General features: G+C 39.3%; 22 protein-coding genes and 1 pseudogene. 22 read left to right on the forward strand and 1 reads right to left on the reverse strand.

Features of this window, described 5'->3' with window-relative positions; all coding sequences use genetic code 11:
* Positions 1 to 4: 4 nt before the first annotated feature.
* The 12 genes and pseudogenes from trmD to BIV20_RS05055 form a co-directional block, all read left to right on the forward strand.
* A pseudogene (gene trmD, locus BIV20_RS16740) lies at positions 5 to 730 on the forward strand (tRNA (guanosine(37)-N1)-methyltransferase TrmD); the annotation flags it as partial.
* A gap of 390 nt (positions 731 to 1120) precedes the next feature.
* Positions 1121 to 1453, forward strand: coding sequence for a GNAT family N-acetyltransferase (locus tag BIV20_RS16745; protein WP_442971699.1), 333 nt, complete (start codon positions 1121 to 1123; stop codon positions 1451 to 1453).
* A gap of 88 nt (positions 1454 to 1541) precedes the next feature.
* Positions 1542 to 1895, forward strand: coding sequence for a 50S ribosomal protein L19 (gene rplS, locus BIV20_RS05010; RefSeq protein WP_075718676.1), 354 nt, complete (start codon positions 1542 to 1544; stop codon positions 1893 to 1895).
* A gap of 99 nt (positions 1896 to 1994) precedes the next feature.
* The gene (gene lepB, locus BIV20_RS05015; protein ID WP_075719200.1) at positions 1995 to 2579 is read left to right on the forward strand and encodes a signal peptidase I; all 585 of its coding nucleotides are present in this window, start codon (positions 1995 to 1997) and stop codon (positions 2577 to 2579) included.
* Positions 2580 to 2594: 15 nt separating this feature from the next.
* Complete coding sequence (gene ylqF / locus BIV20_RS05020) at positions 2595 to 3440, forward strand: ribosome biogenesis GTPase YlqF (RefSeq protein ID WP_075718680.1); 846 nt, start codon at positions 2595 to 2597, stop codon at positions 3438 to 3440.
* Between the two features lie 57 nt (positions 3441 to 3497).
* Positions 3498 to 4052, forward strand: coding sequence for a signal peptidase I (gene lepB / locus BIV20_RS05025; RefSeq protein ID WP_075718682.1), 555 nt, complete (start codon positions 3498 to 3500; stop codon positions 4050 to 4052).
* Between the two features lie 78 nt (positions 4053 to 4130).
* On the forward strand, positions 4131 to 4835 hold the full coding sequence (locus BIV20_RS05030) for a ribonuclease HII (protein ID WP_242939790.1): 705 nt from the start codon (positions 4131 to 4133) through the stop codon (positions 4833 to 4835).
* A 218-nt stretch (positions 4836 to 5053) separates the two neighbouring features.
* Positions 5054 to 6952 carry a flagellar hook-length control protein FliK gene (locus BIV20_RS05035; RefSeq protein WP_075718686.1) on the forward strand — a complete coding sequence of 633 codons (1899 nt, stop codon included), beginning with the start codon at positions 5054 to 5056 and terminating at the stop codon, positions 6950 to 6952.
* 29 nt (positions 6953 to 6981) lie between these two features.
* Complete coding sequence (locus BIV20_RS05040) at positions 6982 to 7302, forward strand: EscU/YscU/HrcU family type III secretion system export apparatus switch protein (protein WP_242939791.1); 321 nt, start codon at positions 6982 to 6984, stop codon at positions 7300 to 7302.
* Between the two features lie 20 nt (positions 7303 to 7322).
* Positions 7323 to 7685 carry a YraN family protein gene (locus BIV20_RS05045; RefSeq protein ID WP_075718688.1) on the forward strand — a complete coding sequence of 121 codons (363 nt, stop codon included), beginning with the start codon at positions 7323 to 7325 and terminating at the stop codon, positions 7683 to 7685.
* Between the two features lie 20 nt (positions 7686 to 7705).
* Positions 7706 to 8548: a peptidoglycan editing factor PgeF gene (gene pgeF / locus BIV20_RS05050; protein WP_075718690.1), complete on the forward strand. Its 843-nt coding sequence runs from the start codon at positions 7706 to 7708 to the stop codon at positions 8546 to 8548.
* A 42-nt stretch (positions 8549 to 8590) separates the two neighbouring features.
* Entirely contained in the window at positions 8591 to 9622 is a 1032-nt protein-coding gene (locus BIV20_RS05055; RefSeq protein WP_075718692.1) for a M42 family metallopeptidase, read from the forward strand.
* Positions 9623 to 9680: 58 nt separating this feature from the next.
* On the opposite strand, the gene BIV20_RS05060 is transcribed toward BIV20_RS05055, so the two are convergent.
* On the reverse strand, positions 9681 to 11321 hold the full coding sequence (locus tag BIV20_RS05060) for an ABC-F family ATP-binding cassette domain-containing protein (RefSeq protein ID WP_075718694.1): 1641 nt from the start codon (positions 11319 to 11321) through the stop codon (positions 9681 to 9683).
* 244 nt (positions 11322 to 11565) lie between these two features.
* On the opposite strand from BIV20_RS05060, the gene BIV20_RS05065 reads away from it, so the two are divergent.
* The 10 genes from BIV20_RS05065 to BIV20_RS05110 all read left to right on the forward strand — a co-directional run bounded on the left by BIV20_RS05065 (position 11566) and on the right by BIV20_RS05110 (position 23850).
* Positions 11566 to 13776 (forward strand): GGDEF and EAL domain-containing protein, encoded by a 2211-nt coding sequence (locus BIV20_RS05065; protein ID WP_075718696.1) that lies wholly within the window; start codon positions 11566 to 11568, stop codon positions 13774 to 13776.
* A 143-nt stretch (positions 13777 to 13919) separates the two neighbouring features.
* Positions 13920 to 17456 (forward strand): pyruvate:ferredoxin (flavodoxin) oxidoreductase, encoded by a 3537-nt coding sequence (nifJ, locus tag BIV20_RS05070; protein ID WP_075718698.1) that lies wholly within the window; start codon positions 13920 to 13922, stop codon positions 17454 to 17456.
* Positions 17457 to 17761: 305 nt separating this feature from the next.
* On the forward strand, positions 17762 to 17920 hold the full coding sequence (locus BIV20_RS05075; protein WP_158024908.1) for a hypothetical protein: 159 nt from the start codon (positions 17762 to 17764) through the stop codon (positions 17918 to 17920).
* Complete coding sequence (gene ltrA, locus BIV20_RS05080) at positions 17921 to 19339, forward strand: group II intron reverse transcriptase/maturase (RefSeq protein ID WP_075718700.1); 1419 nt, start codon at positions 17921 to 17923, stop codon at positions 19337 to 19339. It abuts the gene before it with no gap.
* A 549-nt stretch (positions 19340 to 19888) separates the two neighbouring features.
* Positions 19889 to 21130: a group II intron reverse transcriptase/maturase gene (ltrA, locus tag BIV20_RS05085; RefSeq protein ID WP_075718702.1), complete on the forward strand. Its 1242-nt coding sequence runs from the start codon at positions 19889 to 19891 to the stop codon at positions 21128 to 21130.
* A 314-nt stretch (positions 21131 to 21444) separates the two neighbouring features.
* Complete coding sequence (locus tag BIV20_RS05090) at positions 21445 to 21609, forward strand: hypothetical protein (protein ID WP_158024909.1); 165 nt, start codon at positions 21445 to 21447, stop codon at positions 21607 to 21609.
* Between the two features lie 132 nt (positions 21610 to 21741).
* The gene (locus tag BIV20_RS05095; RefSeq protein ID WP_075718704.1) at positions 21742 to 22635 is read left to right on the forward strand and encodes a methyl-accepting chemotaxis protein; all 894 of its coding nucleotides are present in this window, start codon (positions 21742 to 21744) and stop codon (positions 22633 to 22635) included.
* A gap of 190 nt (positions 22636 to 22825) precedes the next feature.
* Positions 22826 to 23248 (forward strand): hypothetical protein, encoded by a 423-nt coding sequence (locus BIV20_RS05100; RefSeq protein WP_075718706.1) that lies wholly within the window; start codon positions 22826 to 22828, stop codon positions 23246 to 23248.
* A gap of 17 nt (positions 23249 to 23265) precedes the next feature.
* Positions 23266 to 23553: a hypothetical protein gene (locus BIV20_RS05105; RefSeq protein ID WP_075718708.1), complete on the forward strand. Its 288-nt coding sequence runs from the start codon at positions 23266 to 23268 to the stop codon at positions 23551 to 23553.
* Positions 23554 to 23568: 15 nt separating this feature from the next.
* Complete coding sequence (locus BIV20_RS05110) at positions 23569 to 23850, forward strand: hypothetical protein (RefSeq protein ID WP_075718710.1); 282 nt, start codon at positions 23569 to 23571, stop codon at positions 23848 to 23850.
* Positions 23851 to 23858: the final 8 nt, after the last annotated feature.

Here is a 23858-nt window from a genome sequence, read left to right on the forward strand (position 1 = left end):
GAGGATGAACTTTTATATACTTACCTTATTTCCGGAAATGGTAAGAAATGGATTGAATACCAGTATCATTGGAAGAGCCACAGAAGCAGGTTTTTTGAATATAGAAGCTATTGACATTCGGGATTATTCAGTCAATAAGCATCATAAGGTGGATGACTATCCCTATGGAGGCGGGGCAGGAATGCTGATGCAGGCTCAGCCGGTATATGATGCATGGAACTCTGTGGCAGAGAAAAAAGGAAAAAAGATTCGTACCGTATATTTGACACCTCAGGGAAGATGTTTTGATCAGCCTTTGGCGAAAGAACTTGCCAAGGAAGAGGATTTGATTTTGCTTTGTGGACATTATGAGGGCATCGATGAACGTGTGTTAGAAGAGGTGGTTACGGATTATGTATCCATTGGAGACTATGTTCTTACCGGAGGCGAATTAGCCGCAATGGTGATGGTAGATGCCATTTCGCGTATGGTGCCGGGAGTTTTGAAAAATGAACTTTCCGGTGTGACAGAGTCATTAGAAGGAAATTTGCTGGAATATCCACAATATAGCAGACCGGAAATCTGGCGGGAAAGATGTGTGCCGGAAGTTTTGCTATCTGGAAATCAGAAAAAAATTGATGCATGGCGTCTGGAACAGGCAAAAAAGCGAACAAAAGAACGCAGGCCGGATTTGTATCAGAAATATGAAGAATTGCAGAAGTGTAAAGAAATACTTCAACAGCAGAAACTTTTGCATATGGACATGACAGAGGTCATTGACCGTGGACAGGCAGAACTGCTGTATGCAGAAGCCAATGATATTTGTCTTAGAGATATGGTGAGCGGTATGGTTTTTTTGTCAGTATCCAATGTAGAAAGCGGTAGACGTATTTTAAAGCAGATTGTTCAAAAGGAAAAAACGGAAGTTTTGACAGTACATCAGGAATTTATGGTTTCGGAAGTTCAGCAATTGTTTGGTGGAGAAATATTTGCAGACTGCTACCAATTTGTTTATACAAGAAGAGAAAAGCTTCCGATTGCAGGATTATACCGTCTGGATGGAAAGACAGCAGAAGGGCAGATTGAAATACGTAAACTGGATATGAAGTATTTTGATATTGTAAATCAATGTTACGCAACCATGGATGATCCGGAATATATCAAAGGTCGTTTGGAATCAGGCTGGATGTTCGGAGCATTTTTGGGTGAGAAGCTTACCGGATTTATAGGACTGCACGAAGAAGGAAGTATGGGAATGTTGGAAGTCCTTCCGGAATATCGTGGCAGAAAAATTGGAAAGGCATTGGAAACATATCTGATTAACCTCTGTCTGGAACACGGTTTCACTCCGTTTACACAGGTGAAAGAGGGAAATGAGATTTCTACAAGACTACAGGAATCTTTAGGATTATGTAAGTCAAAACAAAAGGTATGTTTTATGGAAAAAATGCTTTACAATACAAACTTATTATGATAAACTATAACAGTTGTGAATAAACACGATGGTCCTCTGGTACGGATAGGCGTATTAAGAACATCTAATTAGATCAGGAGGTCACAAAATGAACGCATCAGAAATTATCAAGAACATTGAACAGGAACAGTTAAAGGCAGAAGTACCTGAATTTAACGTAGGTGATACCGTAAAAGTTTATGGTAAAATCAAGGAAGGAAACCGTGAAAGAATTCAGGTTTTCGAAGGAATCGTATTAAAGAAACAGGGCGGAAGCAACAGAGAGACTTTTACCGTAAGAAAGTTCTCAAATGGTGTTGGTGTTGAGAAAACATGGCCATTACATTCTCCTAACGTTGAGAAGGTAGAAGTAGTACGTTGTGGTAAAGTAAGACGTGCAAAACTGAACTACTTAAGAGAACGTGTTGGTAAGAGAGCAAAAGTAAAAGAATTAGTAAAATAATTCGGAACAAGAATGAAGAAGGAAAGGGACAAGTACGATTGTAGTTGTCCCTTTTATCATAAGTATAAGTAAGAGATATCCCATGAAATGGAGCAAAATATGAGAAGAAGATCCAGTGGACTGAATTTCAATAGAAGAAAGAGAAAAATAAATACAGGTTTGCTAAAGGAAATCGGCATCTGGGCAGGAGAGATTCTTCTGGTAATGGTGGTAGCGGTGATGTTGGTTTCATTCGTAGGATTTCGAATAACAGTGGTAGGAGCTTCCATGTCCCCCACTTTAGAGAGTGGACAAGAGATTTTGGTAAATCGTTTTGTGTATAAGATTTTTAGTCCAAAGCAGAATGATTTAATTGTATTTTTGCCAAATGGAAATGAGAAGTCCCATTATTATGTGAAACGTGTCATTGCAGGACCGGGAGATAAAGTGCAGATAAAAGACGGTGTGGTTTATGTAAATGGAGAGAAGTTTACGGAAGAGGCAGCGGTTTCTAATATTGAAAATGCACTTTTAGCAGAAAATGAGATTACCGTAGGTGAAGATGAATACTTTGTGCTTGGGGATAATCGAAATAATAGTGAAGATAGCCGATATGCCAGCATTGGAAACGTAAAAAAGGACCACATTGTGGGAAAAGCTTGGTTTGTAGTTTCCCCTTGGGGAAAATTTGGTTTTATTAAATAGTAAGGAGAGAATACAATGCATTTTCAATGGTATCCGGGGCATATGACGAAGGCAAAACGTCAGATGCAGGAAGATATAAAATTGATTGATCTTGTAATTGAGTTGGTAGATGCACGGATTCCTTTAAGTAGCAGGAATCCGGATATTGATGAACTGGGAAAACAAAAGGCAAGATTAATATTAATGAATAAGGCAGATCTTGCCAACGAGGAACAGACCAGAAAGTGGTCAGAATATTTTCGTAACAAAGGTTTTTATGTAGTGAAGCTGGATGCGCGCAGTAAGGCGGGAATGAAGTCTATCAATGATGTAATCATGGAAGCGTGTAAAGAAAAGATAGAGAGAGATCGGCGAAGAGGAATCAAGAATCGTCCGGTGCGAGCCATGGTAGTGGGAATTCCAAATGTTGGAAAATCCACATTTATCAATACCTATGCAGGAAAGGCATGTGCTAAGACAGGAAATAAACCTGGTGTTACCAAAGGAAAACAGTGGATACGTCTGAATAAGAATGTAGAATTATTGGATACGCCGGGAATTCTATGGCCAAAGTTTGAGGATCAGAGTGTAGGACTTCGTTTGGCACTGATTGGGTCTATTAAGGATGAGATTTTAAATATCGATGAGCTTTCACTGGAATTGATTCGGATTATTCAGAAAAATTATCCGGGAATTCTGAAAGCCAGATATGAGGTAGAAGAAGAGAGAGAAGCGGTAGAAGTATTAGAACAGATTGCCAGAAATCGTAATTGTGTGCAGAAAGGAAATGAACTGGATTATAGTAAAGCAGCTCTTTTGGTTATTGATGAGTTTCGAAGTGGGCGTCTTGGAAAAATAACCCTTGAATTTCCGGAAGGATAAGGGTAGAATGAAAAGAGTAAGGATTTTATGACTTGAGAGATAGAAAAGAGAAGCTAAATGGAAGAGAAAAAGAAGAAATTTAACTGGAAAGAGACTGTTAGTTTCATTTTGTATATTGTAGCAGTATTTATAATTACCTATCTGGTAATTACCTATGTGGGGCAGAGAACAGAAGTGATTGGTACTTCTATGGAATATACTCTTAGCGATGGAGATAATCTGATTGTAGATAAAATTTCGTATCGTTTTCATGATCCGGAGCGGTTTGATATTATTGTTTTTCCGTTTCAGTATAAGGAAGACACTTATTATATCAAAAGAATTATTGGTTTGCCTGGGGAGACAGTGCAGATTGACATGAATGGAACCATTTATATTGATGGGGAAGAGTTACAGGAATCATATGGACGGGAAGTCATAAAAGATCCGGGAACTGCTGCGGAACCTATCACGCTAGGAGAAGATGAATATTTTGTGCTGGGAGATAATCGGAATGCCAGCTCAGATAGTCGAGACCCTAGTGTAGGTGTTATCAAGCGAGAGGATATTATAGGAAGAGCATGGCTTCGGATTTATCCATTTTCAAAATTTGGATTCATTAAGCATAAGTAAAGGATAGAGGACAAAAACGTGAGTGAGTTAAAGAAAATTGGGGTAATAAAAGAAGAATTACAGGCAGCAGAGGAAACGATGCTGCCTTCTTTTATTACAGAATACAAAAGTGATGAACGTGCAGGTGTGCAGAAATTGGTACAGCAGGCGCAGAAGCGTTTGGACAATCTTGCAAAGGAACGGGCAAGGATTGAGCAGTTGAAGGTATATGAGAGAAAATATGAAGCCTGTGGCTATATTTGTGGAATCGATGAAGTAGGAAGAGGACCTCTTGCCGGACCTGTAGTAGCAGGAGCAGTAATATTGCCAAAGGATTGTGATATTCTATATATCAACGATTCTAAGAAGTTAAGTGAGAAGAAAAGAGAAGAATTGTACGATATCATTATGGAACAGGCAGTAGCAACCGGAATCGGAATGGCAGCTCCCGGAAGAATTGATGAGATTAATATTTTACAGGCAACTTATGAAGCTATGCGTCAAGCTATTCAAAATCTTGCAGTAACACCCGATATATTATTAAACGATGCGGTTACTATTCCAAAGGTAAGTATTCGACAGGTCCCAATTATTAAGGGAGATGCAAAGAGTATTTCTATTGGTGCGGCAAGTATTATTGCAAAAGTTACAAGAGACCGTTTGATGGTAGAATATGATAAGGTGATGCCGGAGTATGGATTTGCATCCAATAAAGGATACGGTTCTAAGGAGCATATCGAAGCATTGAAAAAGTACGGTCCATCACCAATTCACCGTCAAAGTTTTATTAAAAACTTCCGGTAAGGCAGAGAAAAAATCTTTTGAAATCACACATCCTGTTTACAGAACTGTGTGATTTCAGAAGATTTTGGCGAGCGTAGCGACCGAGGAATTCCGAAGGAATTTCGAGGTCTCTGCCTTACCGGAAAAGTAAGAATTTGGCGAGCAAAGCGACCGAGGAATTCCGAAGGAATTTCGAGGTCTCTGCCTTAAAAATAAGTTAGGAGCAGAAGGGAGAAGCCATGTCAATCGTAGAAGGAATTAATCAATATCAGAATAATACACCATCCAATACTCAGACAATGTCAGCGGTAAAGGAAACTATACGTCCGGCTTCTGTCTATCTTCAAGAAATGACACCGGGAAAAGTATTTGAAGGAACGGTATTAGAGATAAAAAATGGACAGGTTACCATAGGATTAAACGACGGACAGACTCTGACAGCTCGTCTGGAGAGTGGAGTCCAGTTGGAAAAGGGAATGCCAATGTTGTTTGAGGTAAAAGCAAACAGCGGGGAGCAGATTGCTATTCATCCGGTGAACTGGGAAAGTGCGCAGAATCCAACTTTGTTAAAGGCTTTGGAAGCTGCGGGACTAAAGGTGACACAGCAAAATCTGTCTATGGTGAGTGAAATGATGAAAGAGCAGATGCCGGTAGATAAGACGAGTCTTCTTCAGATGTCGCGGCTGATGTCACGTTTTCCGCAGACAGATGTTCAGACATTGATACAGATGCAAAAGGCTGGGATTGAGATAACAAATAGTAACCTTCAGCAGTTTGAAAATTATCGGAATAATCAACAGTCTTTTTTGCCGGAAATGCGAGAAGTAATCAATGGACTTCCACAGTTAGCAGAGCAGCTTTATAGTGGTGAACAGGGAAGTGTAAATATGCAGGGGCAGGTGGCTATGAACGCACAGCCTTTATTACAATTTCAGCAACAGATTGTAGGAATTCTGGTAGGTAGCCAGACAGGAGCAGATGGCAGTGCTCAGACAGCGGTGCAGGCGGCTATGACAACCGGTGCAGCAGAGCAACTGGCACAGAATGAGGTGTTAGAGAATCTGTCAGTTTCTCAAGTGAATGCTACAGAAGGGGTAATTATTCATCAAGATTTGACTCAGAGTGACAGTGGAGTAGGAAATCAATTTCAAAGTCAGGCGGATTTGAAAAATAGTTTGGAAAGTGGTTTTGCTTCAGGGAAGAACGGAGAGGAAACTGCGTCAGGTCAGATTGGAGAGAAAAATAGTGCGGCTCAATCAGAGATAGTAGAGCAAAATAGTTTAATCGGAAATGCGTTAAAGAGAAATCAGGTAAGTAGTATTTTATCCTCTGGTCAACAGGCAAACCTTGCTGCCTTATTACAGGAATTTTCTGGGGCAGTAGAAAATAAGATATTATTTCAAAATGGGCAGTTAAATACAGAACTGACAGCAGGAGAAATGTTACAGCAAATCATAGCCTCTGTAGAAAACAGTGAGAATTATACCACTGCTGCCATGCAGAAATTATTTTTTTCAGATGAATATAAAGAAGTGTTGACACGGGCGATGGAAGAACAATGGCTTACTACACCGGAAGATTTGAAGGAAGAAGGAGCTGTAAAGGAACTGTATCATCGCTTGGGGCGTCAGATGGAACAATTGCAACAGGTATTGAATCAGACAGGAACAGAGCAGGGAGCAACATTGGCAAAGTCTGCACAGGGTGTACAGAGCAATCTGGAATTTATGAATCAACTGAATCAAATGTATACTTATGTACAGCTTCCGTTGAAATTGCAGAATCAGAATGCACACAGTGACCTTTATGTATACACAAATAAGAAAAGTCTAATGGATAAAAGTGGAGAACTGACCGCATTGTTGCACTTGGATATGGAGCATTTGGGAGCAACAGATATTTATATTAAAATGATGGGAACATCTCTGGCAACTACTTTTTATCTGGAAGATAGTAGTTCTTGTGATATTATTTTAAAACATATGGATTCATTACAAGAAAAATTGGAAGAAAAGGGCTATCAGTGTAAGGTAGATGTGGAAAATAGAGGAAAACAGCAGGATTTTGTGGAAGAATTTTTAGAAAAAGAGAAGCCTGTGGGAAGATTTCAGCGATATTCCTTTGATGTGAAAGCATAATTGGAAGGGAGGAGATGGCTGTGGCAGATATAAGATACAAAAATACAAATGAACCGGTAATTACAGAACGAGGGCAAGGGGGAAAACCAAAAACTGCCGTGGCTGTAGCCTATGAACCAGGTGAGGCGGCACCTAAAATCATTGCAGCAGGAAAGGGAATTGTTGCGGAAAAGATTATTGAAAAAGCAAAAGAGGCAGAAATTCCTTTTTATCGAGATGATAAGCTGGCAGATACACTTTCAAAATTGGAAATTGGAGATAGTATTCCGCCGGAATTATATGAAGTAGTGGCAGAAATATTGGTATTTGTAGATGATATGGATAAATTGAGGGAAAAGGTAAGAGATTAAGGAGGAAAAACAGGGAGTATATGGTAAAAATAGGGAAAAGAAAAGAAGGATATCTTCAGGAAGAAAAAGCGGTGCAATATTTGAAAAAGAGAGGGTATCGAATATTACAACGTAATTTTTATAGCAGATATGGAGAAATAGATATTATTGCAAGAGACAAGGAATATCTGGTTTTCATAGAAGTGAAATATCGAAAAAGCGAAAGAGGTGGTCACCCGGTAGAGGCAGTGGATGTGAGAAAACAAGGGCGCATCTGTAAGACGGCACAATGGTTTTTGAAAAGGTATGGATACAACCAGGAAACACCTTGCCGCTTTGATGTGGTGGCAATTCTTGGAGATGATGTGAATTTACTGCGTAATGCATTTGAGTATCAATGTTAAGGCAATAGGAAGGAGAATTTATGGTATTCAAAAAGACTACATCAGAAACTGTATTAGATATAAAGGAGCAGAATGGTTTTCCCATGCTAGTCTATCCCTTGTTAGAACAGACCGGTATCGTAAAACATTGTTTCACCACCAGGCAGGGAGGCGTTAGTGAAGGCATCTTCGAAAGCCTGAATCTGAGCTTCACAAGAGGAGATAAAAAGGAAGCGGTAGAAGAGAATTTCCGGCGGGTAGCAAAAGCACTGGGAACAGAATACGAGAACTTTGTATTTACAGACCAGACCCATACTACCAATGTAAAGCGGGTAGGAAAAGAAGATGCAGGAAAGGGTTTGACAAAAGAGCGGGGCTATACGGATGTGGATGGACTTATTTCTAATGAACCGGGGATTGTTTTATCGACCTTTTATGCGGACTGTGTTCCTTTGTATTTTGTAGATCCGGTGCATCGGGCAATTGGGCTTTCTCATTCCGGCTGGCGTGGAACCGTAGGAAGAATGGGAAAGGTGACATTAGAAGCCATGAATCGGGAATTTGGTACTAGACCGGAAGAGGTCATTTGTGCCATTGGACCGTCTATCTGTCAGTCTTGCTATGAAATCAGTGAGGATGTAGCAGTAGAATTCAAACATGAATTTCATGGACATGAGGAAGAAATTTTGATTGAGAAAGGAAATGGAAAATATCAGCTTGACTTGTGGCGTACGAACGAGTTAATCTTATTAGAAGCAGGAGTAAGACAGGAACATCTGGCAGTGACCAATATCTGTACCTGTTGTAATGATAAGTTGTTGTTTTCACACCGGGCAAGTCAGGGAAAACGTGGAAATTTAGGAGCATTTTTAGCATTGGTATAGAGACAACAATTTTTTATAAATAGCAGAAAAGAGGAAGTAGAAATGGAAAAATATATGGATTATGTATTAGAACAGACAAAGAAGGTTTTGGCTATAGACAGCCCTACCGGATACACTAAGGAAGCAGCAGATTATGTAATCGGTACATATGAAGCGTTAGGGTATCATCCGGTAAAAACGGTAAAGGGAGGAGTACTGGTGGAAATTGGTGGTGAAGATGCAACGGATGCCATTTTGTTAGAAGCACATATGGATACCTTAGGAGCTATGGTGCGTGAGATTAAAGGGAACGGAAGATTGAAACTGTCTCCATTAGGTGGAATGAATCCAAATAATGCAGAAGCAGAGAATTGTCGTATCATCACCAGATTTGATGGAAAATATGAGGGAACTTTCCAATTAGAAAATGCATCCATTCATGTAAACGGAGAATATAATAACACCAAACGAAGCTATGATAACATGGAAGTAGTGTTGGATGAAAATGTAACTTCCGAAGAAGAGACTAGAAAGCTTGGAATTATGGAAGGTGACATTGTAGCATTTGACCCAAGAACCACTATTACAGAAAAAGGATATATCAAGAGCCGTTTTCTGGATGATAAGTTGAGTGTGGGAATTTTACTAGGATTCGCGAAATTTTTAAAAGAAGAAAATATTACAACAAAACGAAAAATTTATCATCATATAACAGTATATGAGGAAGTAGGACATGGTGCCTGCGGAACAGTACCGGAAGGCGTTACTGAGATCCTTTCTGTTGATATGGGATGTGTAGGAGATAGTCTACAGTGCAGTGAACGTCAGGTGTCTATTTGTGCCAAAGATAGTGTAGGACCTTATAACTATGATGTGGTAACTAATTTGATAAAAGCTGCAAAGGAAAATAATATTGATTTTGCCGTAGATGTATATCCACACTATGGTTCTGATGCAGACGCTGCATTAGAAGCTGGATATGATTGCCGTCACGGGCTCATTGGAGCAGGTGTATACGCTTCCCATGGATATGAAAGAAGTCATGTAGATGGAGCAAGAAATACATTGGAGTTGTTAAAGGCATATTTAGTATAATCTATTAAAATGCAAGCCGGAGAATTCGTTTTCTCCGGCTTAAAGTTTATTATCCTATTTAATCATCAGATTCCTGGTCATCGCTGGTAGAATATACCTGACGTTTTCTAGCCATTTCATCGCTTTCTAAGTATTCATCGTAAGTAGTAATCTTATCAATCAGACTTCCGTTTGGTAAGAACTCGATAATACGGTTTGCAGTAGTCTGTACTACCTGATGGTCACGGGAAGCAAATAAAACAACACCCGGGAACTTAATCAGTCCGTTATTTAATGCAGTAATAGATTCCATATCCAAGTGGTCAGTAGGTTCATCTAAAATCAGTACATTGGAGCCTTCGATCATCATACGGGATAACAGAACACGTACTTTTTCTCCACCGGATAATACTTTCATTTTCTTAACACCATCTTCACCGGCGAATAACATTCTTCCTAAGAAACCACGGACATAAGTGGCGTCTTTTACTTCAGAGAACTGGGTCAACCAGTCTGCAATCTGTAAGTCATTATTGAAGATTTCGGTGTTATCCTTCGGGAAGTAGGACTGGGAAGTAGTAACGCCCCATTTATAAGTACCTTCATCCGGTTCCATTTCACCGGCAAGAATTTTAAATAATGTTGTTTTTGCAAGTTCGTTTCCACCTACAAAAGCAATCTTATCATCATGTCCCACGATAAAAGAAATATTATCTAATACCTTAACACCATCAATAGTTTTGCTTAAGTTTTCTACTGCAAGGACTTCATTACCGATTTCACGGTTTGGACGGAAATCAATGTAAGGATATTTACGGCTGGAAGGCTTGATTTCATCCAACTGAATTTTCTCCAAAGCTTTCTTTCTGGAAGTAGCCTGTTTGGATTTAGAAGCGTTTGCGGAGAAACGGGAGATAAATTCCTGTAATTCTTTGATTTTTTCTTCCTTTTTCTTGTTGGCTTCTTTCATCTGTTTGATTAACAACTGACTGGATTCATACCAGAAGTCATAGTTTCCGGCATATAGCTGAATCTTAGCGTAGTCAATATCTGCGGTATGTGTGCAGACCTTATTCAAGAAATAACGGTCATGGGATACCACGATAACAGTATTGTCAAAATTAATCAAAAATTCTTCTAACCATGCAATTGCATCCAGATCTAAGTGGTTGGTAGGCTCGTCGAGAAGCAGGATGTCAGGGTTGCCAAATAACGCCTGGGCAAGCAATACCTTGACCTTCTGGGCACCGGTTAAGTCCTTCATGAGAGAATAGTGGAATTCTGTTTCAATTCCAAGACCGTTTAATAACTGTGCAGCATCAGATTCTGCATTCCATCCGTCCATTTCAGCGAATTCAGCTTCTAATTCGCTGGCACGAATACCATCTTCATCAGAAAAATCTTCTTTCATGTAAATGGCATCCTTTTCCTTCATAATGTCGTAAAGACGCTGGTTTCCCATGATAACAGTATCAAGTACGGAGAACTCATCGTATTTAAAGTGGTCCTGCTGTAAGAAGGAGAGACGTTGTCCGGGAGTGATGGAAATATCTCCACTGGTAGGCTCTAACTGTCCGCTTAAGATTTTTAAGAAAGTAGACTTTCCGGCACCGTTAGCACCAATGAGACCATAACAGTTTCCTTCTGTAAATTTAATATTTACATCTTCAAATAAAGCTTTTTTTCCGATTCTTAAAGTTACATTGTTTGCACTAATCATTATAATACACCTTTCTACTTATTTCATATGCAAAAATTACTCAGTCCTTTCTATTTTACCGTATATCTGCTATTTTGCAAGTTATTTGAAAAAAAAGTTTTATTCTATGAAAAAAAGTGCATGAAACCTATGAAAGTTGTGCTTTAAATATTGTATTTATGTAGGTTAATGGAGTATAATGAAGTTAATAAGTTAGAACGTGACAATGGCAGATGGGACTTTTATTAGGCGATAGGAGAAGAGTATGGGAGATGTTAAGATAAAAGGTACGATTTGGCAGGATGGGAAAGAAAAAACAGATGGATTTAGTGCGTTAATACAACAGATGCCGAGCGGATGTGCTGTGATTCAGGGGGGAGAAAAGTGGAAAATTATTGATGGAAATGAGGAGTTTTTTGCGCCAAGTGGATATACACGGGAAGAAATAAGCAGTATGTCCAATGATTTTTTTGACATTATTTATAAGCCGGACTTGCGAAAGATGCAAAGGGCGACAGAGCGGGCATTACAGAGGGAAGAAGTGCAGGAGTGTGAATTCCGGATACATGATAAACGGGGGAAAATCCATTGGTTAGCTGTAAAAATACGATTTTGCGGATATCAGGATGGAACACCATACTTTTTGACTTCCAGTTGGGATATTAATGAGAAAAAACAAAATGCAGAAGAAGATTTTCTGACGAAATCATTTCTGTTGTTGTCTCATGCGAAAGATGTAAACAATTCATTAAATACTGTCATCGAAAAAATCGGAAGGCAGTATGATTTAGGTGCAGTGGCAGTGCTTGAATGTGATGAAGTGCAAGGGAGTTTCAGGCGTACCAATGCATGGGAGAGAAAACAGGGAATCTTACCACGACAGCAGCTTTCGCAAGAAAGACCGAAGTGGAAAAAGATAAAAGAAAAAATGGACAGAAGTGAACTGGTATGCATTAATGACTGTCAACATGGAAAAGAGTTGGATGAAGAGCATCATAAAATTTTCGAGGAAAATGGAATATATGCAATGATGACAGTGGGCTTTTCCTACTTTGAAGGGGAAAAGGGCTATGTGATGTTTTGCGATATGGAAAAGGCCAGGGAATGGAATGAATTTGAAAGAAAAATGTTCTGTGAATTGGTGCGGCTGCTATCTGTGTTTGTGGCAATACGCCGTCAGCAGGAGGAAGGAGATCAGACAATACGAAAACTGAAAAATCGGGATGCACTGACGGGGCTTTATAACGAGGAAGGATTTAAGGAAGAAGTTCGTGAAAGCATGGAAAATTGGAATCATGACTTGCAGTACGCAGTGGTATTTACAGATATTAATGATTTTTCTTACATTAATGATAATTATGGACAAGAGGTAGGAAATGAGATATTAAAGGGATTTGCAGAGTTGATTATGAAAAGCGAGAATTCTATTGCTTGCCGTTTGTATTCAGATTTATTTATCAGTTTTATGTGGGGAAGGAATAAGGATGCTATATTACAGCATGTGGTAAAGAAAAATAAGGACTTTACGATGCAACAGAAGCAGAAATATTTCTTGGAAAATATAAAATTGTCTACAGGAATTTATTTTATGGAAGACTCTGAGGAAAAATTGGAGATTGCTATCGAAAATGCGAATTTAACCAGAAAAAGTATCAAGAGAAATGATAGTATTTTTTGTGGGGTATATGAGGAAAAACTGCGTCAACAGCGAGAGTACGAGAAGAAAATTGTCGAAGAGTTTCCAACTGCATTGAAAGAAAAAAGGTTCAAGGTTTATATTCAGCCTCAGGTTCAATTAGGCGAAAGAAAATTTATAGGTGGGGAAGCTTTGGTTCGTTGGGAACGGACATTAGGAGAAATTGTAAGTCCGGATGAGTTTATTCCGGCGCTAGAGAAAACAGGTGATATTATAAAATTGGACTTTTATGTATATGAGAATGTGCTACAGGCCATGCAGCAATGGAAAAAGGAAGGAAAACAGTTGCCTGTTATATCTGTAAATTTCTCCAGAAGGCATTTTGATGCAGGGGGAATATATCATAAAGTCGTGGAAGAGGCAAAAAAATATGATATTCCGCCAATGTGTATTGGAATTGAGATAACAGAGAGTCTTTTTACTAAGGGAAACGACCTGGTAAGAAGCGAGATGCAGAAACTGAGAGAAGCGGGATTTATGGTGGAAATTGATGATTTCGGTACCGGCTACTCCTCTTTAAGTATGTTGCTGGATATTCCGGCAGATGTAGTGAAAATTGATAAAAGTTTTTTGAGTAAGGCAAATGGGAAAAAGGGACGCCAGTTTATTGAAAATATGGGAAGACTGATACATGGTACGGAGGAGAAAGTTATTGTGGAAGGAATTGAGACAGAAGAGCAGTGGGAGTTTTTGAAAAAATGCAGTTTCGAGTATGGTCAGGGATTTCTGTTTGAACGCCCAATTCCACTTTTGGTGTTTGAAGAAAAATACATAAAATAAAGGGAAAAGCTATTGATTTTTTGTGACATTTTGAGTATAGTTGAAGGTAGAGAATGTGAAAAAATTTATCAACATTCAAATAACCTGCATATTTGTTCTTCATAGGGGCAGATATGCCTAATTTTAGGTAGGAGGAAAATCTAATGAAGAGATCTATGAAAACCATGGATGGTAACCATGCAGCAGCTCATGCTTCTTATGCATACACAGATGTTGCAGCCATCTACCCAATCACACCATCTTCTGTTATGGCTGAAGCTACAGACGAATGGGCAACACAGGGAAGAAAGAACATTTTCGGACAGACAGTTCAGGTAACTGAAATGCAGTCTGAAGCTGGTGCAGCAGGTACTGTACACGGTTCTTTGGCAGCAGGTGCTTTAACAACAACCTACACTGCATCCCAGGGATTATTATTGATGATTCCAAACCTTTACAAAATTGCTGGTGAAGGACTTCCGGGAGTATTCAATGTATCCGCTCGTTGTATCGCAAGCCATGCGTTAAATATTTTTGGAGATCATTCTGACGTATATGCTTGTCGTCAGACTGGTGTAGCAATGTTGTGTGAATCTTCCGTACAGGAAGTTATGGACTTAACTCCAGTTGCACACTGTGCTGCTTTGGAAGGAAAACTTCCTTTCATTAACTTCTTCGATGGATTCAGAACCTCTCACGAGATTCAGAAAATCGAAACATGGGATTATGAAGATTTGAAAGATATGGTTGATATGAATGCAATCGATGAATTCCGTAAGAATGCATTGAATCCAAATCATCCACGTCAGGATGGTTCTGCACAGAACCCGGATATCTTCTTCCAGACCAGAGAGTCTTGTAACTCTACATACGATGCACTGCCTGCAATCGTACAGAAGTACATGGACAAAGTTAATGCTAAAATCGGAACAGATTACAAACTGTTCAACTACTATGGTGCTGCTGATGCTGAAAAAGTTATCATCGCTATGGGTTCCGTATGTGATACCATCGATGAAACAATTGATTATTTAGCTGCAAAGGGAGAAAAAGTCGGAGTTGTTAAGGTTCGTTTATACAGACCATTCAGCAAAGAAGCTTTCGTAGCTGCTATCCCAGAAACTGTTAAGTTAATCGCTGTATTAGACAGAACAAAAGAACCAGGATCTCTTGGAGAGCCATTATACTTAGATGTAGTTGCAGCATTAAAGGGAACAAAATTCGAAAGCGTTCAGGTTACAAGCGGACGTTACGGATTAGGTTCTAAGGATACAACTCCTGGACAGATTATTGCTGTATACAACAATACAGAAAAAGAAAGATTTACAATCGGTATCTATGATGATGTTACAAACTTGTCTCTTGAAGTAAAAGAAGACCCTGTAACAACACCAGAAGGAACCATTAACTGTAAATTCTGGGGACTTGGTGCTGACGGTACCGTTGGTGCTAACAAAAACTCCATCAAGATCATTGGAGATAACACAGACATGTACGCTCAGGCATACTTTGACTATGACTCCAAGAAGTCCGGTGGTGTTACTATGTCTCACTTACGTTTCGGTAAGAAGGCAATTAAGTCTACATACTTAATTAAGCAGGCTAACTTTGTTGCTTGTCATAACCCATCTTACGTTCGTAAGTACAACATGGTTCAGGAATTAGTACCAGGCGGAACATTCTTATTGAACTGTTCTTGGTCACCGGAAGAATTAGAGAGTCATTTACCAGGACAGGTTAAGAGATACATTGCTGAGAACGATATCCAGTTCTATACCATCGATGGTATCAAGATTGGTAAAGAAATCGGACTTGGTGGACGTATCAACACTGTACTTCAGTCTGCATTCTTCAAACTGGCAGCAATCATTCCAGAAGAAAGAGCAATCGAACTGATGAAGGCAGCTGCAAAGGCTACTTACGGTAAGAAAGGTGATAAGATCGTACAGATGAACTACGATGCTATCGATGCCGGAGCAACCGGAGTTGTTAAGATTGATGTACCTGCAAGCTGGAAAGATGCTAAAGATGAAAGCTTTGCAAAAGTTGCAACAGGTGATAGAAAAGACGTTGTTGATTTCGTTAACAACATCCAGATTCCTGTTAATGCTCAGGAAGGTAACAAGATTCCAGTATCTGTTGTTAAGGAATACGAACATGGACAGACTCCATCCGGATCTGCTGCATTCGAAAAACGTGGTATCGCAGTAGACGTTCCAGTATGGAATCCAGATAACTGTATCCAGTGTAACATCTGTTCTTATGTATGTCCTCATGCAGTAATTCGTCCAGTTGCAATGACAGAAGAAGAAGCTGCTAAGGCTCCAGAAGGAATGCAGATGCTTGACATGACAGGAATGCCAGGATACAAGTTCAGCATGACTATTTCCGCACTTGACTGTACCGGATGTGGTTCTTGTGCTAACGTATGTCCAGGAAAGAAAGGCGAAAAAGCACTTTCTATGGCAAACTGCGAAGCAAATGTTGGAGAGCAGAAATACTTCGACTTTGGTTTAACTGTAGCAAAGAAACCAGAAGTTGTAGATAAGTTCAAAGAAACAACTGTAAAAGGATCTCAGTTCAAACAGCCATTACTTGAGTTCTCCGGAGCTTGTGGTGGATGTGGTGAGACACCTTACGCTAAATTAATCACACAGTTATTCGGTGACAGAATGTACATTGCAAACGCAACAGGATGTTCTTCTATCTGGGGTAACTCCTCACCTTCTACACCTTATACTGTAAACGAAAAAGGACAGGGTCCTGCATGGTCTAACTCCTTATTCGAAGATGCTGCTGAGTTTGGATACGGTATGTTATTAGCTCAGAAGGCAATCAGAGGAAAATTAAGAACAAAAGTAGAAGCATTAGTTGCTGAAGGAAAGAACGCTGATGTTGCAGCTGCTGGAAAAGAATGGTTAGATACTTATACTGTAGGTGCTCTGAACGGAACAGCTACTGATAAGTTAATCGCAGCATTAGAAGGTTGCGGATGCGATGCTTCCAAAGAAATCCTTGCTGAGAAAGATTTCCTTGCTAAGAAGTCCCAGTGGATCTTCGGTGGTGACGGATGGGCATACGACATCGGATTCGGTGGTGTTGACCATGTATTAGCAAGCGGACAGGATATCAACGTAATGGTATTCGATACAGAAGTTTACTCCAATACAGGTGGACAGTCTTCTAAGTCTACTCCTACCGGAGCAACTGCTCAGTTCGCAGCAGGCGGAAAAGAAGTTAAGAAGAAAGACCTTGCTTCCATCGCAATGAGCTATGGTTATGTATACGTTGCACAGATCGCAATGGGTGCTGATTACAACCAGTGTGTAAAGGCAATCGCAGAAGCTGAAGCATATCCAGGACCATCCTTGATTATTGCTTACGCTCCATGTATCAACCATGGTATCAAGATTGGTATGAGCAAAGCTCAGACAGAAGAGAAGAACGCTGTAGAAGCTGGTTACTGGCATACATTCCGCTTCAATCCAGAATTGAAGAAAGCAGGAAAGGCAGCATTCTCCTTAGACAGCAAGGCTCCTACCGGAGATTACAAGGCATTCTTAAACGGAGAAGTTCGTTACAATGCTCTTGCAAGATTCAATCCGGAAAGAGCAGAAGAACTGTTTGCTCAGTCTGAAGAAAATGCAAAAGAACGTTATGAATATCTGAATAAGTTAATCACATTATATGGTGAGAACTAATTTGAATTCATAAATCAAGTTCGAAAGAGAGTATCCCACAAAGGATACTCTCTTTTTGCGTTAGTGCGCCTTGCGGCGCACGTTTCTAATGGGTGAAAGTCCCTAATCCGCCCTAGTAGTGGGAAGGATACAGCCAAAGACAAGGGTGTCCATCGCGAGGTGGAATCTGAAGGAAGTCGGATGGCAAATCTCCGGTCTGACGAACAGAAATCACATCAGGCTATAGTTAAGGATAAGGTTGCTAAGCAAACTAAAGTCCAATAACTACTCGGAATTAACTATGGTAAATGTGGCAGATATGTGGAGTGAAAGAAACGTGTGGTACCAAGGGAGGTCTTGTCATCAAGTGGAAACAGAGTATGAAACTTGTAGTAACAACGAATGGCAAGAAGTCAGCAGAGGTCATAGTACCATTGTGGTTGCAAACATGGTGGGAAGGACTGAACTTTAGGAGATGTGAGTAAATGAAAGTAACCAAAGATGGATTCAAGGACAGACAACTTCATATTGAAGACTATCTGCAAATGGTATCTGCGGAACAGAAAGAGTATGCAGAAGTGTCCGCCTGTCAGAGGATTACTGAAAACAACGACATCGTCACAGATTTTCAAACGGACAAACTGATGGAAAAGATTTTATCGAATGACAATCTTAATCAAGCATACAAGAAGGTAAAATCTAATAAAGGAGCAGGCGGAGTCGATGGGATGAGCGTGGATGAACTTCTATCGTTTCTCAGAGACAACGGAAAGCAACTGAAACAACAGTTAATGGATGGTAAATATAAACCTAATCCAGTCCGAAGGGTAGAGATACCCAAAGAAACAAAAGGCGAGTTCAGAAAACTGGGAGTACCAACGGTAGTTGACCGTGTCTTTCAACAGGCAATCACACAAGTACTCTCTCCTATTTATGAAGAACAGTTTTCAGAAAACAGTTATGGCTTTCGCCCATGCAGAGGTGCACAAGATGCACTAAAGCAATGCCAGACAAATGTAAATGATGGTTACGGATATGTGGTAGATATGGATTTGGAGAAATTCTTTGATACTGTATGCCAAAGCAAACTCATAGAAGTATTATCACGAACCATCAAGGATGGAAGAGTTATCTCGCTCATTCACAAATACCTCAATGCTGGAATAATCAGCAGAGGGGGACTTGAAAGGACAGAAGTGGGAATGCCACAAGGTGGACCACTTAGCCCGTTACTCAGTAACATAATGCTGAATGAACTAGACAAGGAACTAACACGCAGAGGACACAGATTTGTGCGCTATGCAGATGACTGTATGATATTCTGTAAAAGCAGAAAAAGTGCAGAAAGAACCTTGGAAAACATCACACCATTTATTGAAGGAAAACTTTTCTTAAAAGTAAATCGAGAAAAGACTTGTGTATCACATATCAGCAAAGTCAAATACCTTGGATACAGTTTTTATAACTACCGAGGAAAATGTAGATTCAGAGTACATCCAAAATCAGTTACAAAGATGAAGAATAAAATCAGAGAACTGACAAATAGAAGTAATGGATGGGGAAATGAATATCGAGCATTAAAACTGACACAGTTTATAAGAGGTTGGGTAAACTACTTTGGAATGGCAGATATGAAGAAACTCTTAAAAGAAACAGATGAATGGCTACGCCATAAAATAAGGGCAATCTATTGGAAACAATGGAAGAGGGTCAGAACAAAATTTAGAGAACTCAAAAAGTTAGGTGTGGATAAGGAGAAGGCGTGGATTTGCGCCAATATGCGAAATGGAAACTGGTATTGCAGTGGATATTTTGTCTTGCAGACTGCATTTAACAATAAGAAACTCCGTGAACTTGGATACCCAACATTCACAGAGTTCTATTTGAAAATATGTGAAAACTAAGGAACCGCCTTGGTACCGAACGGTATGCCAGGTGGTGGTGTGCCATGAAAGGCGCACAGAAGATGAAGGCAGGTCCTTCGGCAGGGATTGAACAGGCAAATCTGTCAAATCACTCTAATGCTGCTGTAGTCAAGCCTATGGTAGTAAGCGATTAGAGAAAAGGCTACAAACTAATAGTCAGATAGGATACATGAAGATGAACGCAAGTGAACCATTGATGAAGTGTCGAAAGCGTAAGATTTCTGCAAAACTCACTTTTCACCACTAGGTGGGGATAAAGATAATGGATACCTGTAACGCTGATTATCTGTGGAACGGCATTAAGATGGCATGAGCATGTATTAGGCTTCTGTGTGAAACATGGGAACCTACAGACTAATGAAAATCGAAAAGGTACAAGTCGCAGAAAGGCAAGACCGAAAGTAGAAAAGTAGACTGTAGGGGCGGAGTCATTCGTAGTAGTTATGAAGTCACTGTAATGGTGATGGAGCAAAGGGATGACATCATTGAGCTTGAATTTGAGAACAACTAGAAAACTAGGAGGATTTGATGAACGAGAGCAAGCAATACGAAATACCAAAGAAGGCTGTCATTGAAGCATACAAAAGAGTTAAGGCTAATAAAGGAAGTGCTGGAATAGACGGTATAGATTTTGAAAAGTTTGAAGGAAAACTCAATAACAATCTCTATAAAATATGGAATCGAATGAGTTCAGGCAGTTATTTTCCATCACCTGTAATGGCGGTAGAAATACCAAAGAAAACAGGAGGTGTCAGACGATTAGGTATACCAACTATAACAGATAGAGTGGCACAAATGGTGGCAAGAATGTACGTGGAAAGTGCAGTAGAGCCTATGTTTTGTGATGACTCTTATGGATATAGACCTAACAAGTCAGCTTTGGATGCGATAGAGATGACAAGAAAGAGATGTTGGTACTATGATTATGTAATAGAATTGGACGTGAAAGGTCTATTTGATAACATTGACCATGAGTTACTAATGAGAGTTGTGCGAAGACATGTCAAAGAGGTGTGGATATGCATGTACATTGAAAGGTGGCTCAAAACTCCTTTTGTATTGAGGAATGGCGAGGTAATAGAGCGAAATGCGGGAACACCACAGGGTGGAGTTATTAGTCCTGTGCTTGCGAATATGTTCTTACATTATGTCTTTGATATGTGGATGAAAAGAAATTTTCCACAGGCACCATTTGAAAGATATGCAGATGATGGAGTTGTACATTGTAAAACTAAAGGAGAGGCTCTTTTCATAAAGGAATGTTTGGTAAAGAGATTTGCAGAGTGCAAACTTGAACTACATCCGATTAAAACAAGAATTGTGTACTGCAAAGACAAGGATAGAACGAGGAATGAGGATTTAACAGAGTTTGATTTTCTTGGATATACCTTCAAAGCTGTATACATTATGTGTAAAGATGGGAAAATGCGTTCAAACTTTATTGCATCAGTCAGTAAAACGTCAGCTAAAACATTCAGGGATAAGATAAAATCGTTAGAAATTCACAAGAAAACTGGGTGTAAAATCGACATGATTGCAAAAATTTTAAATCCAATGTTGAGAGGTTGGATTAACTACTTTGGGAAATTCAATCCTTCAGCGATGAAATATACACTTCAGTGTGTAGAGCGTAGATTAGTTAAATGGGCAATGTGTAAATATAAAAATTTCCGTGGACACAGACAAAGGGCAGAAAAATGGCTCTTGTCTGTAAGAAAACGAGAGCCTAAGTTATTTGCTCATTGGAGCAAAATGTATTTGTATTGTTAAATGATAAGAGCCGTATGAAGGGAGACTTTCACGTACGGTTCCGTGAGAAGTTTGAGGTGAGAGTCCTCTTACTTACTCGACTGGAAGGACGGATAATCAGCTAATGATTATCCTCCTATCCGATTAGGACTTGACGTATTCACATTTACAAAACATATTCATGGTGTTAAAATAGATTATATAGAATATAAGGTATGGAGGTTGTACATATGAGGAATGGTGGCAAAAAATATGAAGAAATATTAAGAAGTATTAGTACCATGACACCGATGAACAATAGTGGGATACCAGAAGCGGAAAATATTTAAAAGAGATTGGAACAGGGGAAGAAGGAATTTGAGACATCTGTCCAAAGTGTGTTGGATGCTTTGATGAAGATGAGTGCTTTGGATTTGGCATTAGGTGATAATTCTAAGTTAGTCACAAGGGTAAGTGGAGAACTTTCAAGAGTGGCAGAGGGGTTCGGGAGATTGCAGTAGTAGCGAGCCCAGAGTACCTCAGAAGTAGCAGCAGCTCACGAGAATCTGACAGAGAATATAGGAACTGTTTCGGACAGTTCGGAGGAAATTTTAAAAGGAATCAAAGAAAGCGAGAATCAGTTGCAGACTGTGATGGAAGTTTCTGGTAAGACCATTGATAATTCCATGGAAATGAAAGCTGATATGGAAAAATTACTGGAAATTATATCACATATGAATGAGGTAATTGCTGCTATTAATGGAATTTCAGCACAGACCAACCTGTTAGCTCTGAATGCCAGTATAGAGGCAGCTAGAGCAGGAGAAGCAGGAAAAGGATTTGCAGTAGTAGCAGAGGAGATTCGTAATTTGGCAGATGAGACAAAAGCCTTACTGCTAATATGGATGGATTTTTGTCAAGTATTCATTACTACGACAGTTTCTGCAAGTCAGGAAATCTACAGTTCTGTTGTTCAATTAGAAGAGCAGGCGGTGAAGGTAGAGGAAGAAACGGTAGTTTTAAATGAACAGGCAAATACTATGAAGCAGGTAAGTAATTCCTTGGAAGAGATTATTAAACCGGTGTCTGTCATTGAGAGTCAGATGGACGAAACGGCAAAGCGTATGGGAAGAATGTCAGAAGATGTATTTTATATGCTAGATAATCAGATGTTTGTAAATGCTGTTCAGGGAGCTATTACAGCTCATCAGAATTGGGTAAGCACCTTAGAAAAAATTGTAACAGAAGGGGTTATTGTTCCACTTCAGACAGATGCTTCTAAATGTGGATTTGGGCACTCTTATTATGCGATGAAACCGAAGAATACACAGATAAAGAGTGTATGGGATGGAATTGAAGCAAAGCATAATGAACTTCATGGAATCGGAAAAAGTGCAATTCAGGCAGTATGGGATGAAGATGAAATAAAAGCGCAGGAAGAGTTAGAGCGTGCACAACAGCTTTCGAAAGAAGTGATTGGGGAATTCCAAAAGATTCTTGAGATTGTGGAAGAACTAGAACGTAAAAAAGAGCAGGTATTTAGATAAGAATGAGAATTACAAAGTGTCTTTGAAGTAGTGGCTTCAGAGACACTTTTTGTTTTTGTGTCTGTGTTTACAAGAAATATGTAAACTGTTATAATAGAATTCGTGCAAAAAAAAGGAAATATTTTCCTTTTTAAATAAAATCAACAAAAAATGGAAGTAAAATGATAAATGGGAAGAAGGGAGCAGAAGAATGACAGAATATGAGATAAGGAGTAAGATACGAAGGAATGAGGATATGGTGGATTCTTATCAAAGCCAGATTCGGGAATTAGAAGAACAGATGGAAGATTTGGAATATTTGCGAAGTAAATTCTCAACATTGCAAACAAATTTTGGTAATAAGCAAGATGTACGAAAGAGAGGATTGTCAGGAGTTTTCGCTAAAACAGCGCAAATAAAAATTGCTTCACGGTATTATTCCGGAATGAATGATTTACTTAATGGTACAGAATTTATGAACGCATATAATGGGTTGTCAGATGCGAAAGACACAATTGTGCGGGAATTAGATAAAATTTTTACCCAAAGGGAAGATTTAACAAGAGAGTTAAATTATCGGAAACAGCGAATTACATATTGGGAAACGGAATTAAGAAAATTACAGTATAGATAATGAAAAGGGAGCAAAAGATGGCAGAAAAAGATTTGATTATTGATGATGAATATTGTACCACTATGGGAAATTATTTTGAAACCCAGGGACAAATACTGAATACGATGGTAAAGGATTATATTGCAGCTTTAGAAAAGGTTAGAAAAAATGCAATTAAGTCAGGAGAAGTAGCAAAGGCGTTAGACGTATACATTACTTATGCGAAAAAACTAGATGGGCAAATGGAAGAAATTTCAGTTATTGCTAAGAAGCAGGTATCTGATTTTTTGACACAGGTAGATAGCGCGGATGAATATCTTTTTTAAGGAGAGGAGTATCATATGGGTAAGATTGAGATTGACATTAATGCTTTGAATGTTTTTATTTCAGAGCTTAAGACGTTACAAAGTAATTGGTTGAATCATGAAGTAAATAGTCCGGAAACAGTAGGTGGTGGCGGAACGGTAAATCAGTTAGAAGAAATCGCGAAAGTATATGCAGGGCTTCAGATTAAAATGGGAGCATTATTATCCGGTACAATATCATTTCTGGATTATACAAAGAAAGAATATGAGGAACAGGATAAGGCAATCGCTACGAAAATGAAAAGAGAAAGGGATTAAGAGGGGGG

The organism is Roseburia sp. 499 (assembly GCF_001940225.2).
Classification (GTDB): domain Bacteria; phylum Bacillota; class Clostridia; order Lachnospirales; family Lachnospiraceae; genus Petralouisia.